19 protein-coding genes are annotated in these 15,924 nt (G+C 67.6%); 12 read left to right on the top strand and 7 right to left on the bottom strand.

Annotated features, from left to right (window positions below; all coding sequences use genetic code 11):
* The first annotated feature begins 8 nt into the window (after nt 1-8).
* From gspG to PGP17_RS00780, 9 genes are read left to right on the top strand one after another with little or no spacing between them, the layout of a single operon-like run.
* Nucleotides 9-461 carry a type II secretion system major pseudopilin GspG gene (gspG, locus tag PGP17_RS00820; protein ID WP_270373761.1) on the top strand — a complete coding sequence of 151 codons (453 nt, stop codon included), beginning with the start codon at nt 9-11 and terminating at the stop codon, nt 459-461.
* Between the two features lie 25 nt (nt 462-486).
* A complete protein-coding gene (locus tag PGP17_RS00815; RefSeq protein ID WP_270373760.1) occupies nt 487-1,011 on the top strand; it encodes a GspH/FimT family pseudopilin in 525 nt (174 codons plus the stop codon).
* Nucleotides 1,008-1,373: a type II secretion system minor pseudopilin GspI gene (gene gspI / locus PGP17_RS00810; RefSeq protein WP_270373759.1), complete on the top strand. Its 366-nt coding sequence runs from the start codon at nt 1,008-1,010 to the stop codon at nt 1,371-1,373. The genes PGP17_RS00815 and gspI overlap by 4 nt, the downstream gene beginning before the upstream one ends.
* Complete coding sequence (gene gspJ, locus PGP17_RS00805) at nt 1,370-2,044, top strand: type II secretion system minor pseudopilin GspJ (protein ID WP_270373758.1); 675 nt, start codon at nt 1,370-1,372, stop codon at nt 2,042-2,044. The genes gspI and gspJ overlap by 4 nt, the downstream gene beginning before the upstream one ends.
* Nucleotides 2,041-3,063: a type II secretion system minor pseudopilin GspK gene (gene gspK, locus PGP17_RS00800; RefSeq protein ID WP_270373757.1), complete on the top strand. Its 1,023-nt coding sequence runs from the start codon at nt 2,041-2,043 to the stop codon at nt 3,061-3,063. Before gspJ ends, gspK begins: the two co-directional genes overlap by 4 nt.
* A complete protein-coding gene (gene gspL, locus PGP17_RS00795; protein ID WP_270373756.1) occupies nt 3,060-4,337 on the top strand; it encodes a type II secretion system protein GspL in 1,278 nt (425 codons plus the stop codon). The genes gspK and gspL overlap by 4 nt, the downstream gene beginning before the upstream one ends.
* Entirely contained in the window at nt 4,334-4,837 is a 504-nt protein-coding gene (locus tag PGP17_RS00790; protein ID WP_270373755.1) for a type II secretion system protein M, read from the top strand. The genes gspL and PGP17_RS00790 overlap by 4 nt, the downstream gene beginning before the upstream one ends.
* On the top strand, nt 4,834-5,565 hold the full coding sequence (gene gspN, locus PGP17_RS00785; RefSeq protein WP_270373753.1) for a type II secretion system protein N: 732 nt from the start codon (nt 4,834-4,836) through the stop codon (nt 5,563-5,565). Before PGP17_RS00790 ends, gspN begins: the two co-directional genes overlap by 4 nt.
* Nucleotides 5,562-6,059 (top strand): hypothetical protein, encoded by a 498-nt coding sequence (locus PGP17_RS00780; protein ID WP_270373752.1) that lies wholly within the window; start codon nt 5,562-5,564, stop codon nt 6,057-6,059. Before gspN ends, PGP17_RS00780 begins: the two co-directional genes overlap by 4 nt.
* A gap of 17 nt (nt 6,060-6,076) precedes the next feature.
* On the opposite strand, the gene PGP17_RS00775 is transcribed toward PGP17_RS00780, so the two are convergent.
* Genes PGP17_RS00775 through cysG form a run of 6 tightly spaced genes read right to left on the bottom strand, consistent with a single transcriptional unit; the run spans nt 6,077 to nt 12,352 of the window.
* Complete coding sequence (locus PGP17_RS00775; RefSeq protein ID WP_270373751.1) at nt 6,077-6,910, bottom strand: ferredoxin--NADP reductase; 834 nt, start codon at nt 6,908-6,910, stop codon at nt 6,077-6,079.
* A gap of 16 nt (nt 6,911-6,926) precedes the next feature.
* Nucleotides 6,927-7,946, bottom strand: a complete 1,020-nt coding sequence (locus PGP17_RS00770; RefSeq protein WP_270373750.1) for a cysteine synthase A — start codon at nt 7,944-7,946, stop codon at nt 6,927-6,929.
* On the bottom strand, nt 7,943-9,037 hold the full coding sequence (locus PGP17_RS00765; RefSeq protein ID WP_270373749.1) for a phosphoadenylyl-sulfate reductase: 1,095 nt from the start codon (nt 9,035-9,037) through the stop codon (nt 7,943-7,945). Before PGP17_RS00765 ends, PGP17_RS00770 begins: the two co-directional genes overlap by 4 nt.
* The gene (locus tag PGP17_RS00760) at nt 9,027-10,658 is read right to left on the bottom strand and encodes a nitrite/sulfite reductase (RefSeq protein ID WP_270373748.1); all 1,632 of its coding nucleotides are present in this window, start codon (nt 10,656-10,658) and stop codon (nt 9,027-9,029) included. The genes PGP17_RS00765 and PGP17_RS00760 overlap by 11 nt, the downstream gene beginning before the upstream one ends.
* Nucleotides 10,659-10,664: 6 nt before the next feature.
* Nucleotides 10,665-10,943: a DUF2849 domain-containing protein gene (locus PGP17_RS00755; protein ID WP_270373747.1), complete on the bottom strand. Its 279-nt coding sequence runs from the start codon at nt 10,941-10,943 to the stop codon at nt 10,665-10,667.
* Entirely contained in the window at nt 10,940-12,352 is a 1,413-nt protein-coding gene (gene cysG, locus PGP17_RS00750; RefSeq protein WP_270373746.1) for a siroheme synthase CysG, read from the bottom strand. The genes PGP17_RS00755 and cysG overlap by 4 nt, the downstream gene beginning before the upstream one ends.
* A gap of 110 nt (nt 12,353-12,462) precedes the next feature.
* Between cysG and PGP17_RS00745 the strand changes: the two genes are divergently transcribed.
* Complete coding sequence (locus tag PGP17_RS00745) at nt 12,463-13,356, top strand: LysR family transcriptional regulator (RefSeq protein ID WP_270373745.1); 894 nt, start codon at nt 12,463-12,465, stop codon at nt 13,354-13,356.
* 137 nt (nt 13,357-13,493) lie between these two features.
* The gene (locus PGP17_RS00740; protein ID WP_135944804.1) at nt 13,494-13,988 is read left to right on the top strand and encodes a DUF892 family protein; all 495 of its coding nucleotides are present in this window, start codon (nt 13,494-13,496) and stop codon (nt 13,986-13,988) included.
* A gap of 36 nt (nt 13,989-14,024) precedes the next feature.
* Here PGP17_RS00740 and PGP17_RS00735 read toward each other — a convergent pair whose 3' ends face one another.
* Nucleotides 14,025-15,224, bottom strand: a complete 1,200-nt coding sequence (locus PGP17_RS00735; RefSeq protein WP_270373743.1) for an NAD(P)/FAD-dependent oxidoreductase — start codon at nt 15,222-15,224, stop codon at nt 14,025-14,027.
* 119 nt (nt 15,225-15,343) lie between these two features.
* Here PGP17_RS00735 and PGP17_RS00730 point away from each other — a divergent pair, with 119 nt between their 5' ends.
* Complete coding sequence (locus tag PGP17_RS00730; protein ID WP_270373742.1) at nt 15,344-15,769, top strand: OsmC family protein; 426 nt, start codon at nt 15,344-15,346, stop codon at nt 15,767-15,769.
* The last annotated feature ends 155 nt before the right edge of the window (nt 15,770-15,924 follow it).

The following is a 15,924-nucleotide window of genomic DNA, read 5'->3' as shown; positions in this document are numbered from 1 at the left end:
AGCTCGCGATGAGCCTTCGCAAGCTGCTGACCCGCAAACGCAAGAGCGAGCGCGGCGTGACCCTGACCGAGATGATGGTCGTGATCGTCATCATCGGGCTGTTGTCCACCATCGTCGTGGTCAACGTGCTGCCGCTACTGGGCGGTGCGCGCGAGGACAAGGTGCGCGCCGACCTGGCGACGCTGGAGGGATCGCTGACGACCTTCTACGCGACCTATGGCCGTTATCCGTCTACGGACGAAGGGCTGGAGGCGCTGGTTAATCCGCCGGAGGACGACCGCGTCTCGGCACGTTATGCCGAAGAGGGTTTCATCCAGCGCCTGCCGGACGACCCCTGGGGTAACCCGTACCAGTATCTCTCCCCCGGCGAGCACGGGCGCTTCGATGTCTACTCGCTGGGCGCGGACGGACGTCCGGGCGGTGAGGGGGACAACGCCGATATCGGAAACTGGGAGCTGTAGGCGCGGCCCTGCGCCTGCGGGTGGAATGATGCGCGGTTTGGACCGATCGGGAGAAGCGGGCGTCTCGCTGGTCGAGATGATGGTGGTCGTCGCCATCATCGCCATGATGGCCAGCGTGGTGACGCTGAGCGTGACCGGGCGCCCCGCGCTGGTCGAGCTGGAGGCCGAACGCCTGCTGGCACGCTTCCTCGAGGCCCGGGAAACGGCATTGGTCACCGGGACGCTGGTCGGCTTCGCGCCCGACCCCGATGCGGGCGGCTATCGCTTCGTGACCTATCGCGGCGGAAGCTGGCAGGACCTGCCCGATCACCCGGCGCTCGCGCCGCGCAGCCTCGCCGACACGGTCCGCATCACCCTGGACGGTCCCGCCGCGCGCAGTGACGCGGGCCGCAGCGAGGCCGACGACGACCCGGTCCCGCACCTGTGGTTCGACCCGACCGGGCTGGACATGCCCTTCACGATCCTGCTGCAGGACGCGCGCCGGGATGTGCGCGTAGTGCGGACCGGTGAGGGGGCTTTGCGCATCGAGTCCCGCGGAGCCCCGTCATGATGCGGCGCGCGGACGGATTTTCCCTGGTCGAGATGCTGGCGGCGCTGGCCATCCTGTCGATGTCGGGCCTGGCACTGATGAGCGCGGTCACCTCGGCCGGGCGCAGCGCGGTGCAGACGCGGGAGCGCGCGCTGGGTGCGATTGCGGCCGACAACATCCTCAACATGGCGATCCTGGAGGCTCCGCCCACGCGCGGCCTGGTCGACGCGTCGGGCGAGTATGAATTGGCCGGCATTGTCTACGACTACGAAATCGACGTGGAGGACACCGCCGATCCGGGCCTGCGCCGGGTGACGCTGCTCGTCTCCGACCGGCATGGCCCGCTGTCCGAGATCGTCAGCTTCTTGCGGAGCCCGTCATGACGGCCATGCATGCTCCTCGCGGCCGCGAAGCCGGGTTCACGCTGACCGAAGTCCTGGTTGCGGTGATGATCTTCGCGATGATCAGCGCCATTTCGCTCGCCATGCTGACCGCAGCGCTGCGCAGCGAGCAGACCTACGAGACCCAGCTCGACCGTATCGCGCAGGTCCAGCGGGCGCGTACGCTTCTCCGCGACGATGTGGGCCAGCTCGTGCTGCGCGCCTATCGCGGCGAGGAGGGGGTGTCGGAAGGCCGGGCTCTTGCCGGCAATGTCGAAGGGGCCGATCCGTTCGAACCTGCACGGGCCGGCGAGGAACGCGAAATTCTTGTGCTGACGCGCCGCGGCTGGGCCAATCCGGGCGGCGCGGCCCCGCGATCTTCGCTCCAGCGCGTGGCCTGGCTCTATGACGGGACCACGCTGAAGCGCCAGGCCTGGACCTATCCCGATACGGCGCGCGGCAGCGAGCCGGTTACCCTGACGGTGATCGAGGAGGCGGCCGACCTAAGCCTGGAATTTCTGGTGGGAACAGCCTGGCGCCCCGATATTCTCGCGGTGACGGACGGAGAGACCCGGCCGGCCATGCCGCGTGCGGTGCGCGTGCGATATACCTTGCCCGGTCTGGGCGAGATCGAGCATGTCGTGCTGACCCCGGTGCCGGAGCTGGTGCCATGAGACATTGGCTCGTGCGCAAATTCGCCGACCGGCGCGAGGAGGGCACCGCGCTCCTGACCGCCATCCTGATGACGGCGTTCATGGCCGTCATTGCCGTGTCGCTGATCGACCAGACGCGATTTGCCCTGTTCCGGACGGCGAACATGGACCGGCGCGACCAGGCCTACTGGTACGCGATGGGCGCGCGCGATTTTTCGGAGAGCATCCTGCTTCGCTCCGGCCCGGCCGACCGGCTCGTCATGCGGCCGCAGGAGCCCTGGCTGACCGGCCCGCGCCAGTTTGCCATCGAAGGCGGTCAGCTGCGGGGCCATGTGCGCGACGGCAATAACTGTCTCAACGTCAATGCGCTGGCCGGCAATGCAGGCGCTGCCCCCGAAGCGCCGGGCCGGGGTCTGGACATGCGGTCGACCCAGCTCATGTTTTCAGCCCTGCTCGACCGGCTCGGCGTCGCGCCGGACCGGATCGAACCGCTCAAGGCCCAGATCGTCGACTGGATCGACGCCAACACGTTTCAGGAGGCAGGCGGCGCAGAAGACCAGACCTATCTCGGCTTTGAGCCGCCGCTGCGAGCCGCCAACCAGCCCATGGTCGAGCTTGAAGAATTGCGGGTTCTTCCCGTGGTCACGCCGGCGCTGTATGCGCGTATCTCGCCCTATCTGTGCGTGCGCGACGAGCGCACCCAGCCGCCGCTGAACGTCAACACGCTGCAGCCCGACCAGGCGGTGCTGCTGAGTGCGCTCTTTGGCGGCCGCCTGAGTGTCGGCGATGCCGAAGCGGTCCTTTTGCAACGCCCGCCGACAGGCTATGAGGCAGCGGCAGAGCTCTTCGATCACCCGCTGATTGCGGCGCTCGAGCCCGATCTGGCGCTGCGGGACGCGGTCACTGTGCGCACGCAATGGTTCGATATCGAGGTCGAGGTCGAACTGGGCGAGACCGCGTTCTCTCTGAGCGAGCGGGTCGAGCTGACACAGGACGGGCGCTTGCGCAGGCATGCCCAGCGGTTTGGAGCGGTACAATGAGCATTCTGGTCCTCTCTTTGCCGCCGGGCGGCGGCGGTGCGGACATCCGGGCTCCCTGGGCGCTGGTCGGCGAGGCGGGCGATGTCCAGGCCGAGGGCTGGGTCCTTCCCGGTGCCGCCGCGGAGATTCCACAGGGTCTCCCCGTGCAGCGCGTGGTCGCCCTGATGCCGGCCCAGGACGTTTTCGTCCGGTATCTCGCAATTCCCGGCCGCAGCGACCGCGAAGCGGCGCAGGCTGCTCCCTTTCTGATCGAGGAGGACCTGGCGGCCCCGCTCGACACCCAGCATGTGGCTATCGGCGCGCGAAGCGAAACCGGCGAAGCCTGGCTCTTCGCCACCTCGAAACATATCCAGTCGAGCTGGCGCGATTATCTGTCCGGGCTCGGCCTGAAGCCGGTCTACGCCCTGCCGGACGCGATGCTTCTGAACGGGCACGGGGGCGACCTGACGCTCGCTGCGGTCGATGGCGTGATCCTCTTCCAGACCCGGGCCGGCGATCTGATGCGCCGCGCGACACTGGAAGGCGATGCGGCCCGGGTGGCCGAGACCGATCCGATCTGCGGCGGTATCGATGCCGGCCTCGCCGAAATCGTGCTGCCGGCGCTGGGCCAGCGTATGGAGCCGCGCCGGATGCTGATCTCTCCCGATATCAATCCCGGCATCGTCGCTTCGGATGGCATGCCGGTCGCGCTGAAGCGTCAGCCGGCCCCGGACCTGCGCGAGGAAGCGAGCCGTGCCGGTGAGGCAGTGCTGGCCGGTTTGCCGGCCTTCTTCGGGACCGGCCTGGTCAGCGCGCTGGACTGGAAGGCGATGCTGGGTCCGTGGGTGCGTCCGGCCCTGCTGGCCGGAGCCGCGATCCTGCTCGGCGTCGTGCTTCTGCTGGGCGAAGGCATCTATTACGGCCAGCGTGCCGACACCTATTACCAGGCTGCCCGGTCGGTGTACTCGGCCGAATTCGACGAGCGGGCGACCGATCCGGCGGCCCAGCTGCGCGTGAGGCTGCGGGCGGCCGGCGGCGGGCCGGACCAGAGCGCCTTCCTGGACCTCGCCGCCGGGTTGGCGGCGGTCATGGAGGAAGTCGATACCGTGGCCATTCAGTCGCTTCGCTATACGTCGGAACGCGGCGGGCTGTCTGTTACTGCGACCTATCCCGATTTCTCGGACTTCGAGACCTTTCGCGCCGCCGCCCAGGCCCGCGGCCTCGTCATCGAGGAAGGCGGCGCCCGCCAGGGCGACGAGGGCGTGACAAGCGATTTCCTGGTGAGGCGCTCATGAAGATGGATATGCCGATCACGTTTGTCCGCGGGCTCTGGGCCCGCCAGACGCCGCGCGAACAGGTCCTGCTGGCGGTATGCGCCGGCCTGATGCTCGCGGCGCTGGTCTGGTTCGCGCTGGTCTCGCCCGCGCTCTCCTACCGCAATGCCATGCGCGCCGGCTTCGAGGCCCAGGTCGAGGATCATATGGCCGTCATTGCCGGTATCGAGCGCTATCGCGGTCTTCAGACGGCCAGTGCCACCCAACAAGGCCAGGACCAGCCGCTGCGCACGCTGGTCGCCAACCGGGCGCGGGAGGCGGGGATCACCATCACGCGTGTCCAGCCCCTGGAGAACGGCCAGCTCAGTGTCTGGGCCGAGCAGGCGCCCGAAGCCCAGCTGATGGCGCTTCTGGTGGCGCTGGCCGACCGCGACAATGTGCATGCGAGCCGGGTGAGTCTGGACCGCGAGGCGTCCGGGCTTGTGCGCGCTCAACTCGTGCTGGGGCGGGGCGGGGCATGAGCCGGACCGCCCTGCTTCTCATCGGCCTTGCCAGCCTGCTCGCCGCGGCGATCGCGGTTATGCCGGCAAAGCTCGCCGCCGACCTGCTGCTGCGTCCGGCCGGTGTGACGGCAGATCTGGTAACCGGCAGTGTCTGGGACGCGCGGCTCTACCGGATCCAGGTCGGAGGCCAGCGCTTTGCCACCGGACGCCTGCAACTTGCCTTCTGGCCTCTCCTGACCGGTCGCGCGCGGGCGCAGCTCGCCCTTGAGGACGAGACCGCCTCGGCGCGCGGCACTGTGGTCGCCAGCCCCGGGCGCCTCGAGTTTCGCGATGGCCGCATCGCCTTCGAAGCGCGCCGGGTTCCCGGGCTGCGGGCCCTGCCGGTGCCGCAGACAGAACGTCTGTATGCTGAGCTTGATCGCATCGTGTGGCGCGATGGGATCTGCGACGAGGCCTCCGGCGACGTCACGACGCCGCTTCTGTCCCGGCTCGGCCAGCGCCATGACGCGGACCTGCCCGAGCTTGACGGAACGCTGAGCTGTGCGGGGGAGGCCGTGGCCCTTGGCTATGACGGCCAGAGCGAGGCGCTGACGGTCACCGGATCGGTGCGCGCGACCGCGGAGGGGTATCGCTGGGTCAGCGAGGCGTCGACCGGGAATAGCGATATTGTTGCCCTGCTGATTGCGTTAGGTTTCGAGGAGACCGGACAAGTCTGGCGCGCCGAAGGCGAAGGGAGCTATCGATGAGACCGAGTGTGATCGTGTTGGCCGGCCTTGTTCTGGCAGGATGCGCGACCGCGGTCCCTGCGCCACAGGCACCGGTTCGCGCAGCGAGTCAGGAAAGCGGCCGAATCGATGCGTTGCCGCCGCAGAGCCTGCCGGACGGTGAGTGCGGCCTGTTCTTCTGGACCAGCGCCAGCCCCCACCGCTTCATCCTGTACGAGAATGAGTCCCGGCGCGCCGTGAAGCTGGTCCATGACGGCGAGATCATCGAGCTCGGTGTGGTCGCCCAGACCGTCGACATGATCGTGGGCGACAGCTTCGAGCGGCTCTATCCGGCGCCCTCTCACAATCTGGTATTCTCTGTCACCGGAACGATCGGGGAGCGGACCCGGTCGGGCACGCGCATCGAACGCGCCTTGCTGCGGGTCGAGCAACCGTCGGGTGCGGAAATCGTGCAGCCCGTGCTGGGTTTGCGGACCTGCCGGACCGGCAGCCCGGTGGCGCCCAGCCCGCGCTAGGCGCCGCCTTCGTCCGATCAGATGCCTTCGCCGGAGAAGGCCTTCTCGACCACGAAATCGCCGGGACGCGCGTTCGAGCCTTCCTCGAAGCCGCGCGCTTCGAGCAGGTGTTTGAGATCGTTCAGCATCTCGAAAGAGCCGCACACCATGGCGCGGTCGCGCGACGGGTCGAGCGGCTCGCGCTCCAGCATCTCGAACAGCTTTCCGGTGTCGATCAGGTCGGTGATCCGGCCCATGCGCGGGCCCTCTTCACGCGTGACCGAGTTGAAATAGACCAGCTTCCCGTTCGCGAACTCGCCCACCAGCGGGTCCTGTCTGACCGTCTCGACCAGCTGCTCGGTATAGGCGAGCTCGGCCAGGGTGCGGCAGGTATGGGTCAGGATGACCTCGTCGAACCGCTCATAGATGTCCGGCTCGCGGATCAGGCTGGCAAACGGCGCGGCGCCGGTCCCGGTGGAGAACAGGTAGAGCCGCCGGCCCGGACGCAGCGCCTCGCTGACCAGCGTGCCGGTCGGCTTCTTGCCCAGGAGGATCCGATCGCCCGGCGCGATGTTGCGCAGGCGCGAGGTGAGCGCGCCGTCGGGAACCTTGATCGAGTAGAATTCCAGCGCCTCGTCCCAGGTCGGGCTGGCGATGGAATAGGCCCTGAGGACGGGCTTCTTCTCGCCCTCCAGACCGATCATCACGAATTCGCCGGCGCGGAAGCGGAAGCTCTGCGGCCTTGCGGTCCGGAAGGAGAACAGTGTCTCGGTGTAGTGCTGGACCTCGAGCACTTCCACCTCGAAGAAGGCGCCTTTTTCTTCGATATGGGGCAATGGCGCGCCGTCCTGGCGCAGAGCGGTTTCGGTCATGGGGAGTATCTCTTTTTCAGACGGCGGTGGACAGGCCCGCATGCGCCTGGCTCCAGGGCGGAACCGGCAGGTTTCGGGCGGCCAGATAGTCGGCGTTGTAGATCCGGTTCGCATAGCGCGCCCCGGCGTCGCAGAGAAGGGTGACGATGGTTTTTCCCGGTCCCAGATCGCGCGCCAGGCGCATGGCCCCGGCAATGTTCACACCGGCCGAGCCGCCGAGCGACAGGCCCTCCGTGGCGACGAGGTCGAACAGGATGGGCAGGAAGTCCTCGTCCTGGATGCGGTAGGCGTGATCGACAGCGAGGTCTGTCAGCTGGCCGGTCAGACGCCCGACCCCGATGCCCTCGGTGATCGACGAACCCTCGCTTTTCAGCTCGCCCTCGGTGAAATAGCTGTACAGCGCCCCGCCGGCGGGGTCGGCGAGCGCGATCGCGACGTCCGGCTTGCGGGCCCGGAGCGCCTGGGCCACGCCGGCCAGCGATCCGCCCGTGCCGGCCGAGGCGATGAAGCCGTCGATCCGGCCGCCGGTCTGTTCCCAGATTTCCACACCCGTCGTGCTGGCGTGAAACGCCTTGTTGGCCGGATTGTCGAACTGGTTGGCCCAGTAGGCGGCACCTTGCGTCGTGTTCAGCTCTCCGGCCAGGCGCCGCGAGATGTGCACGAAATGATGTTCGGAGGAGAATGGCGCGGGATCGACCTCGATCACCTGCGCGCCTGCGGCCAGAAGCGCATCCTTCTTCGCCGGGCTCTGGGTGCGCGGCATCACGATCAGGCTCTTGTATCCGAGCGCGCCGGCAACCGTCGCCAGGCCGATGCCGGTATTGCCGGCCGTGCCTTCCACGAACGTCCCGCCCTTCGCGATCAGGCCGCGCGCCTCGGCATCGCGCACGATGCCCAGTGCGGTGCGGTCCTTGACCGAACCGCCCGGGTTTAAGAATTCGGCCTTGCCCAGGATCTCGCAACCCGTCGCGCGCGACGGGCCGTCGAGACGGATGAGCGGGGTGTTGCCGATCAGGTCGAGAATGGGTCGGTTCATATCAAACGATAGCTGGCCTGACGCGCGCGGGTCGTGCGCGCGGAATCGAAGATGCCGCATTCTGTACGGTCCGATCCAGCCCAGCGACCATCGCGTGTGCTGTTTCCTTCGGCCGGGGCCGTGCAGGGCCAGCAGCCGACCGAAGGATAGCCCTGCGCCACCAGCGGATGCGCGGGCAGGTCCAGCGAGCGGAACAGCGCCGCGAAGGCCTGTTCGCTGAGCGAGGCAAACGGGTTCACCTTGATGCGCTCGCCGTCGAACTCGAACGGATCCAGGCGCGCCCGGTCGCCGCCATGATAGCGTTTGCGCCCGGTGATCAGCACGTCATACCCGTTCAGCCCGCGCGCCAGAGGCTTGACCTTGCGGATGTCGCAGCACGCCAGGGAGTCGCGCTGGTAGAGCCGGTTGTCGGCATCGAGCCTCGCCTCGTCTTCGGGATCGGGTTCCAGGATCTTGACCTGTTTCAGGCCCAGCGTTTCGATCAGCTGGTCGCGATAGCTCAGCGTCTGGGCAAAATGGCGCTTGGTATCCAGAAACAGCACCGGGGTATCCGGTGCGCTGCGCGCCAGAAGCGCCAGCCCGGCCGCAGACTCCGTGCCGAACGAGGAGAGCATGGCGATGCGGCCGCGAAACTCTGCTTGCGCGGCGGCCAGGATCTCGTCCGGCGAGGCGTCGCGATAGCGCTGGTTCAGCGCATCCACCTTGGCCTGGCGCGCAGCGAAGGCGCGCTGGCGGTAGGCCGGCGCGGCTCCGGCCGCATCCGGCTGGTAGGCATGGGAGAAGCCGGTTCGCTGCCAGCGCGGGTCGTCGGCCTTGTCCGGGGTCACCGCGTCGAAGCCGGACCGTGTCAGATGGTCGATCTGGTCGGGCAGGAGGTCGCCCACGGCGCGAAGCTGCCCGGCATAGCCACGCGCGCGCAACACCGCGGCCAGCGAGAACCCCCGCCCGTCCTTGAAGGAGGCGAAGCGGATATCGACCGCGTCCTGGCCTGAGGCCGCGTCCAGAGCCTCGTCCGGGCTCGTCGCGGTATCGATCTCGACGCGTTCTGCCGTGTCCAGATCGCCCGGTTTCAGCGCCACGTTAATGGTCATAGATCGACTCCTTGAACGGTTCGAGCCCGGTGCGTTTGAGCGTGGCCACGAAACTCTCGCCCGCCTCGCGATGGGTCACGTAGGCGCGAAGGCTCGCGATCACACCCTTGACCGCATCGTCGGCTGACAGGGCGCGCCCGGCGATTTCCCCGATGGCCGCCTCGCCATCGGCCACGCCGCCCAGCGTGAGCTGGTAGACTTCCTCGCCCTTCTTATCGACGCCGAGAAGGCCGATATTGGCGACGTGGTGATGGCCGCACGCATTGATGCAGCCGGAAATCTTGATCGAGACCTCCCCGGCGGCTTCCTCGAGGCCGGAGGCCTCGATCGCTCGCGAAATCTCCTGCGCGATCGGGATGGAGCGCGCATTGGCCAGGTTGCAGTAATCAAGCCCCGGGCAGGACACGATATCGCCGGCAAGCCCGGCGTTGGCCGTGGCCAGACCCGCATCCTTCAAGGCCTCGAACACTGTCGGCAGGGCGGCAGCATCGATATGGGGCAGAACCAGATTCTGCTCCTTGGTCACACGGATTTCCGACAGGCCGTAGCGCTCGGCAATGTCGGCCACGGCCTCCATCTGCTGGTCGGTGGCGTCGCCCGGCGTGCCGCCGACGGGCTTCAGGCTGATGACCACGATGGCGCGATCGGCCACCTGGTGCGGCTTCACATTCACGCTTTTCCAGCGGCGATAGTGGGGATCGATCAGGGGTGCGGCCTCGCCGGTGCCCGGCCTGACCGGGGCGAAGAAGGCCGAGATGCGCTCGACCTCTTCATGGGGCACGGCCAGCTCGCCGCCCTTCAGCGTCTCGAACTCGGCCTCGACATCGCGGGTGAACGCCTCCGCGCCCATCGACTCCACGAGGATCTTGATGCGCGCCTTGTACAGATTGTCCCGCCGGCCGGCGAGATTGTAGACGCGCAGGATGGCGGTCAGGTAGGCGAGCAGGTCGCGCCAGGGCAGGAAGTCGCGCAGCTTGGCGGCGATGCGCGGCGTGCGGCCCTGGCCGCCGCCGGCATAGACGGCAAAGCCCAGCGCGCCCGCCTCGTCGCGAACCAGCCGCAGGCCGATATCGTGCACGCCGATGGCGGCCCGGTCGGCCTCGCTGCCGGTTACCGCGATCTTGAACTTGCGCGGCAGGAAGGAAAACTCGGGATGGAAGGTGGACCATTGCCGGATCAGCTCGCACCACGGGCGCGGATCGGCCACCTCATCCGCGCTCGCCCCGGCGAACGGGTCGGTCGTCGTGTTGCGGATGCAATTGCCCGATGTCTGGATGGCGTGCATCTCGACCGTGGCCAGCTGGTCCAGGATTTCGGGAATATCGACCAGGGCCGGCCAGTTATACTGGATGTTCTGGCGCGTGGTGAAATGGCCGTAGCCGCGATCATAGGTGCGCGCGATATGGGCGAGCATGCGCAGCTGGTCGCTGGACAGCACCCCGTACGGAATGGCCACGCGCAGCATGTAGGCGTGCAGCTGAAGATACACGCCATTCATCAGGCGCAGCGGCTTGAACGCGTCCTCGCTCAGCTGGCCGGACAGACGCGCCTCGACCTGCTCGCGAAACTCGTCGGTACGCTGCTTGACCAGGTCGGCATCGATCTCGTCGTAACGGTACATGGGATTCTATGCGCTTTCTGCGGATCGGGTCGTGCCGGCGCTCGAACCGGTGAGGCGGATGGCTTCGCGCACGCGCGCCCGCCCGGCCGGCTCGGCATCGACCACGTCGATGAGGTAGGGGCCGACCACGGTGAGGATGTCGCGCAGGGCGCCGTCCAGCGCCGGCTGGGCGCTATCGTCGTCGGGGAAGACTTCCGCCGCTTTCAGGTCGGGCGTCCAGCCTGCGTCGGCGCGCCGATAGACGACACGCCCGTCGGTCAGGCGGTTTGCAGTGATGGCTTTCATGCCGCTTGCCTTTCCTTCAGTTCGCGGGCCAGCGCCGGAACCTGTTCGGGCGCCCGGCGCACCACGTCGCCGATCACGATGATGGCAGGACCGGTCAGGCGAGCGCGCTCCACCGTCTCGGCCAGCGTGGCGAGTGTCGCGATGAAGCTGCGCTCGTCCGGGCGCGATCCGTTCTCGATGATCGCCACCGGGGTCGCCGCGTCGCGCCCGGCCTCGATGAGGCGCTGCGCGGTCGCCGCAGCCGTTCTCACGCCCATATAGATCACCACTGTGTGCGTGGCGGCGGCCAGAGCCGCGTAGTCGAGCTCGGGGCCGCCCGCCTTGGGCTGTCCGGTCACGAAGGTCACCGCCTGGGCGTCGTCGCGATGGGTGAGCGGGATCTGGGTCGACGCGGCGCAGGCGAGCGCCGCCGAGATGCCCGGCGTCACTTCGACCTTGATCCCGGCTGCACGCACGGCTTCGACTTCCTCGCCGCCGCGCCCGAAGATGAAGCTGTCGCCGCCTTTCAGGCGCACGACGCGCTTGCCCTGGCTGGCGTGTTCGATCAGCAGTTCGATGATCTTTTCCTGCGGCACGGGATGCTGGCCGCGCGTCTTGCCGACATCGATGCGCAGCGCGTCGCGGCGCGCACGGTCGATGATCTCGGAGGAGACGAGGCGGTCATGGATGATCACATCGGCATCGCGGATCAGGCGCGTTGCGCGCACCGTCAGAAGTTCGGGGTCTCCCGGTCCGGCACCGACCAGATGAACGATGCCTTCGGCCTGCGCCTCGCCGTCGCGGAACCGATCCAGCGCCTCGATGAGGGCGCGGCGCGTGCCGGCTTCGTCCCCGTCATCGGCGACGCGCGCCGCCGGGCCGCGCAGGGCGAATTCCCAGAAGCGGCGGCGGTCGTCCACGCCGGGCGCCACCTGCTTGACGGCATCGCGCAGCGAGCGGCCGGCCGATGCCAGCAGGCCGACGCCTTTGGGGATGACGCTTTCCATCGCCGAGCGGATGTCGCGCACCAGGATCGGTGCCGCGCCGCCGGTCGACAGCGCGATCGTAACCGCGCCGCGATCGATCAGAGCCGGGGTGTAGAAGTCGCACAGCGCCATGTTGTCGACGACGTTGACCAGCGCTCCCGCGCGGCGTGCCGCGTCCGCGAGCGGACGGGCGACCGCCTCGTCCTCGATCGCGATGAACACCAGGCGCGCTCCGTCAAACGCCGTCTCCGGAACCGGGCCGGACACGATTTCGGTAGCGGGCTTCAGGTCGGCGGGCGCGGGCGCCTCGCGGTCCAGCGCGTACCAGACCAGCGCGCAGGGAGATGTACGGAACAGGCGCAGCTTGTTTTCCGCGGCCTCGCCCTCGCCGATGACGACAACGCGCGCGCCCTTCAGGGCAATGGCGGGCATGAACTGGTCCATGGCGAACCTCCTCCAGACTGAAGCTTGGAGATGGCCCACATGGATTCTTTTCTCAAATGACCTTATCTAGCCTGTGAAGAAAGAAAAACTTTGCACTAGAAGGAGCGGTCATGTCCGCCTTGCCCCCGCTCAACGCTCTTCGCGCCTTCGAGGCGGCCGCCCGGCGCGGCAGCTTCGTGGCCGCCGCCGAGGAATTGAACGTCACCCCGGCCGCCATCGGCCAGCAGGTCCGCCAGCTCGAAGCGTTGATCGGCGCGCCGCTTTTCGTGCGCGAAGGGCGGGGCGTGCGCCTGACCGAGCGCGGCGCGGCGGGAATCGACCGGCTGGGCCGCGCGTTCGAGCTGATGGGCGAAGCCTCCAGCGCCATGCGCGAAGCGTCCGGCGAGGTGGAGCTGGTCATCGGCGCGCCGGCCGATTTCGCGGCGGCGTGGCTGGCTCCGCGCCTGGCGACGCGCGAGGAGGGCCTGCGTAAGGTCTCGGTGATCACCGGCCCGCCGGAGGCAGTCTTCGAACGGGGTGCAGAGCTGGCCATCGCCTTCGCGGCGGCTGCCCCGGCCGGCTATGAGAGCCAGTTGCTGGCCCGTGAAATCCTCGCCCCCATGGCGACGCCGGAACTGGCAGCGCGCATCGGTGAGGTCGAGGCCCTTTCAGAGGTGCCGCGGATCGAAGAGGCGGGCCTCGATGTCGATTGGCGCGCCTGGCTTGCCCGGCGCGGTGCCTATGGCCTCGATCCGGCCCCCGCTCTGAAGGCGCAGGACGGTCTGATCGCTCTCAGCCTTGCCGAAGCGGGCGCCGGCGTCGTGCTCGCCCGGCGCAGCCTGGCCGGACCGGCGCTGGCGGCCCGTCGTCTGGTCCCGGTCTTTGCCGATGGCGACCATGTGATGGACGCGGCACATTTCCTGATCACGCGGCGTGGCCGCCGTCTGTCGGCGCCCGCCCAGGCCGCGCGCTCCTGGCTGCGCGCGGAGGGCGCGCGCGCCGAGGACGCAGCCGACGAATTATAGCGTGGGAGGACTTGGGAAAGGACCGGGTGAGCGCGGCCCGGCCGGACTTGGAACGCACGACCGGGTGAGACCGTTATTCAGGCAACCCCGCCGGCAAGAGCCGGCATTCCCGTCCCGCATTCCAATGGAGGCCTTTCATGGCGCTTTCTTCGCTCAAGGACGTCTATATCGACCAGCTGCAGGATATCTACAGCGCGAACAAGCAATCGCTCGAAGTCACGCGCCTGCTTGAAAACGCCGCCAGCAGCCAGGAGCTGACCGATGCGCTGAGCCGCGGCGTCAAAGGCATCGGCGAAGGCCTGGAAACCATGTCCAAGCTGGTGAAAAGCCACAATGAAGACCCGACGGAGGAATTCTGCCGGGGCATGCAGGGCCTGGTCAAGGAAGCCAAGGCGCACGCGCTCGATGCCGAATTCAGCGATGACGATGCGCGCGACGCGATGATCATCTCGCAATACCAGCGCATGGTTCACTACGCGATTGCCGGCTATGGCTGCGTCGCCGCCTATGCCCGCCGTCTGGGCTATGACGATGATGCCAAGGCGATCCAGAAATGCCTCGATGAGACCGCCGAGGGCGACAAGCAGATGACCAAAATCGCCGAGACCAAGGTCAACAAGCGCGCGGCCTGATCGCAGCGCGTTCGACCAGACCGGCGAACCAGAACTTCAGAGCGCCGCGGCACACGCCGCGGCGCTTGCCCATGCCCACTGGAAATTATAGCCGCCGAGCCAGCCGGTCACATCGACGCATTCGCCGATGAAGTAGAGACCCGGCCGATGACGGCTTTCCATCGTCTTTGAGGACAGGCCGGCGGTGTCGATACCCCCGGTCGTCACCTCCGCAGTACGCCAGCCCTCGGTCCCCGCCGGGCGTACGTCGAAGCATTGAAGCTGGCTGGCGATGGTCTCGAGCTCGCGATGACCGGTATCGGCGAGCCGGCCGGTATTCGACACCCGTCCGCTCTCCACCAGATAGTCGACCAGGCGCCGCGCAAAGCGCGTTTCCAGCGCTCCGGCCAGCGACTTCATCGGGTGTTCCGCCTTGAGCTCTTTCAGGATGCCCGCCCCGTCGGCTCCGGCAAACAGGTCGATGCTCACGCTCGCGCCCTCCTGCCAGTAGGAGGAGACCTGGAGCATGGCCGGTCCGGACAGGCCGCGATGGGTAAACAGCATCGCCTCGGTAAAGGCCGGGCCGTCCGCCCGGGCCGTCACCGGGGTCGACACGCCGGACATCGCCGCAAAAGCCTCGCGCGCCTCGCCCTCCATCGTGAAGGGCACCAGGCCGGGGCGCGGCTCGACAATGTCGTGGCCGAAGCGGCGCGCCAGCTCGTAGGCAAAGCCGGTCGCCCCCATTTTCGGGATGGACAGCCCGCCCGTGGCCACGACCAGGCGGGGCGCCGTCAGGCGTCCGCGCGGCGTCTCGACCTCGAAACCGTCATCGTTGGCGGTGACGGCCTCGATCGCGGTGTCCAGCCGCAAATCCCCGCCGCCGGCCTCCAGTTCGGCCAGCAGCATGTCGATAATGGCGCCCGATTTCTGGTCGCAGAAAAGCTGGCCCAGCGTCTTTTCGTGCCAGGTCAGGGCGTGGCGTGTCATCAGGTCGAGAAAATCGCCCGGCGTGTAGCGTGCCAGTGCGGACTTGGCGAAGTGCGGGTTCTGCGACAGGAAACGCTCGGGCATTGTGTCGATATTGGTGAAATTACACCGTCCGCCGCCCGAGATCCGAACCTTCTCGGCCGGCTTGCGCGCGTGGTCCACGACGCAGCAGGACAGGCCGCGCTGTCCCGCCCGGCCCGCACAGAACAGTCCGGCCGCCCCGGCTCCCAGGACGATCACGTCATATCCCTGCGCGGAAGGGTCGGGCATGAGCGCCGCCATCCTGTTCTGGTCTCGCCGAATGTCAGCTGTCACGAACCTTTGGTAGGTCCGGCTGCGTTGTTCAGAGACAATTGATGGCCTCATCAATCAACAGGAAAGGACACATCATGAAACGTCATGCCTCTGCGGTCTGGAGCGGCGATCTCAAATCCGGCAAGGGCCGCCTTTCCACCCAGTCCGGCGTCCTGGACGGAAATAATTACGGCTTCAAGACCCGGTTCGAGGATGAAGCCGGGACCAATCCGGAAGAATTGCTCGGCGCGTCGCATGCCGGTTGCTACGCGATGGCCCTGTCCATGATCCTGGGTCAGAAGGGCCTGACGGCGGACGTCATCAACGCCAAGGCGGTCGTCACGCTTGACGAGGTCGAGGGCGGCTTTGCCGTCACCAGATCGGCGCTGACCGTCAGGGCCAAGGTGCCCGGCGCCAGCGAGGACGACTTCAAGGAGGCGGCCGAGGCGGCCAATACCGGTTGCCCGATCTCCAAGGCGCTCGATATCGAGATCACCCTGGACGCCGCGCTCGAAGACTAGGCGTCTGCGTCCGACGTGTTTGGCACGCCTGCCCGCGAACCGGGCAGGCGTGCTTTTTTATGCGGCAAGTTTGTGCAGTCGCGAACAAGAATCGCGGCTTTGCCTTCCCGGCCTGTCCACTCTGCCTAGGCTTTGCTCGTTCGATTGACGAGGAG

Source organism: Marinicauda sp. Alg238-R41, from assembly GCF_947331485.1.
Classification (GTDB): Bacteria; Pseudomonadota; Alphaproteobacteria; order Caulobacterales; family Maricaulaceae; genus Marinicauda; species Marinicauda pacifica.
This window is presented reverse-complemented; position numbering and strand designations above follow the sequence as displayed.

Excerpts from the sequence above, each read along its gene's own strand:
- PGP17_RS00755 (WP_270373747.1), bottom strand. The coding sequence starts at position 10,943 with ATGAAAGCCATCACTGCAAACCGCCTGACCGACGGGCGTGTCGTCTAT.
- PGP17_RS00815 (WP_270373760.1), top strand. The coding sequence starts at position 487 with ATGATGCGCGGTTTGGACCGATCGGGAGAAGCGGGCGTCTCGCTGGTC.
- PGP17_RS00790 (WP_270373755.1), top strand. The coding sequence starts at position 4,334 with ATGAAGATGGATATGCCGATCACGTTTGTCCGCGGGCTCTGGGCCCGC.
- PGP17_RS00780 (WP_270373752.1), top strand. The coding sequence starts at position 5,562 with ATGAGACCGAGTGTGATCGTGTTGGCCGGCCTTGTTCTGGCAGGATGC.
- gspL (WP_270373756.1), top strand. The coding sequence starts at position 3,060 with ATGAGCATTCTGGTCCTCTCTTTGCCGCCGGGCGGCGGCGGTGCGGAC.
- gspI (WP_270373759.1), top strand. The coding sequence starts at position 1,008 with ATGATGCGGCGCGCGGACGGATTTTCCCTGGTCGAGATGCTGGCGGCG.
- gspK (WP_270373757.1), top strand. The coding sequence starts at position 2,041 with ATGAGACATTGGCTCGTGCGCAAATTCGCCGACCGGCGCGAGGAGGGC.
- PGP17_RS00745 (WP_270373745.1), top strand. The coding sequence starts at position 12,463 with ATGTCCGCCTTGCCCCCGCTCAACGCTCTTCGCGCCTTCGAGGCGGCC.
- PGP17_RS00760 (WP_270373748.1), bottom strand. The coding sequence starts at position 10,658 with ATGTACCGTTACGACGAGATCGATGCCGACCTGGTCAAGCAGCGTACC.
- PGP17_RS00735 (WP_270373743.1), bottom strand. The coding sequence starts at position 15,224 with ATGCCCGACCCTTCCGCGCAGGGATATGACGTGATCGTCCTGGGAGCC.
- gspG (WP_270373761.1), top strand. The coding sequence starts at position 9 with ATGAGCCTTCGCAAGCTGCTGACCCGCAAACGCAAGAGCGAGCGCGGC.
- PGP17_RS00730 (WP_270373742.1), top strand. The coding sequence starts at position 15,344 with ATGAAACGTCATGCCTCTGCGGTCTGGAGCGGCGATCTCAAATCCGGC.
- PGP17_RS00770 (WP_270373750.1), bottom strand. The coding sequence starts at position 7,946 with ATGAACCGACCCATTCTCGACCTGATCGGCAACACCCCGCTCATCCGT.
- PGP17_RS00765 (WP_270373749.1), bottom strand. The coding sequence starts at position 9,037 with ATGACCATTAACGTGGCGCTGAAACCGGGCGATCTGGACACGGCAGAA.
- PGP17_RS00740 (WP_135944804.1), top strand. The coding sequence starts at position 13,494 with ATGGCGCTTTCTTCGCTCAAGGACGTCTATATCGACCAGCTGCAGGAT.
- gspJ (WP_270373758.1), top strand. The coding sequence starts at position 1,370 with ATGACGGCCATGCATGCTCCTCGCGGCCGCGAAGCCGGGTTCACGCTG.
- gspN (WP_270373753.1), top strand. The coding sequence starts at position 4,834 with ATGAGCCGGACCGCCCTGCTTCTCATCGGCCTTGCCAGCCTGCTCGCC.
- cysG (WP_270373746.1), bottom strand. The coding sequence starts at position 12,352 with ATGGACCAGTTCATGCCCGCCATTGCCCTGAAGGGCGCGCGCGTTGTC.
- PGP17_RS00775 (WP_270373751.1), bottom strand. The coding sequence starts at position 6,910 with ATGACCGAAACCGCTCTGCGCCAGGACGGCGCGCCATTGCCCCATATC.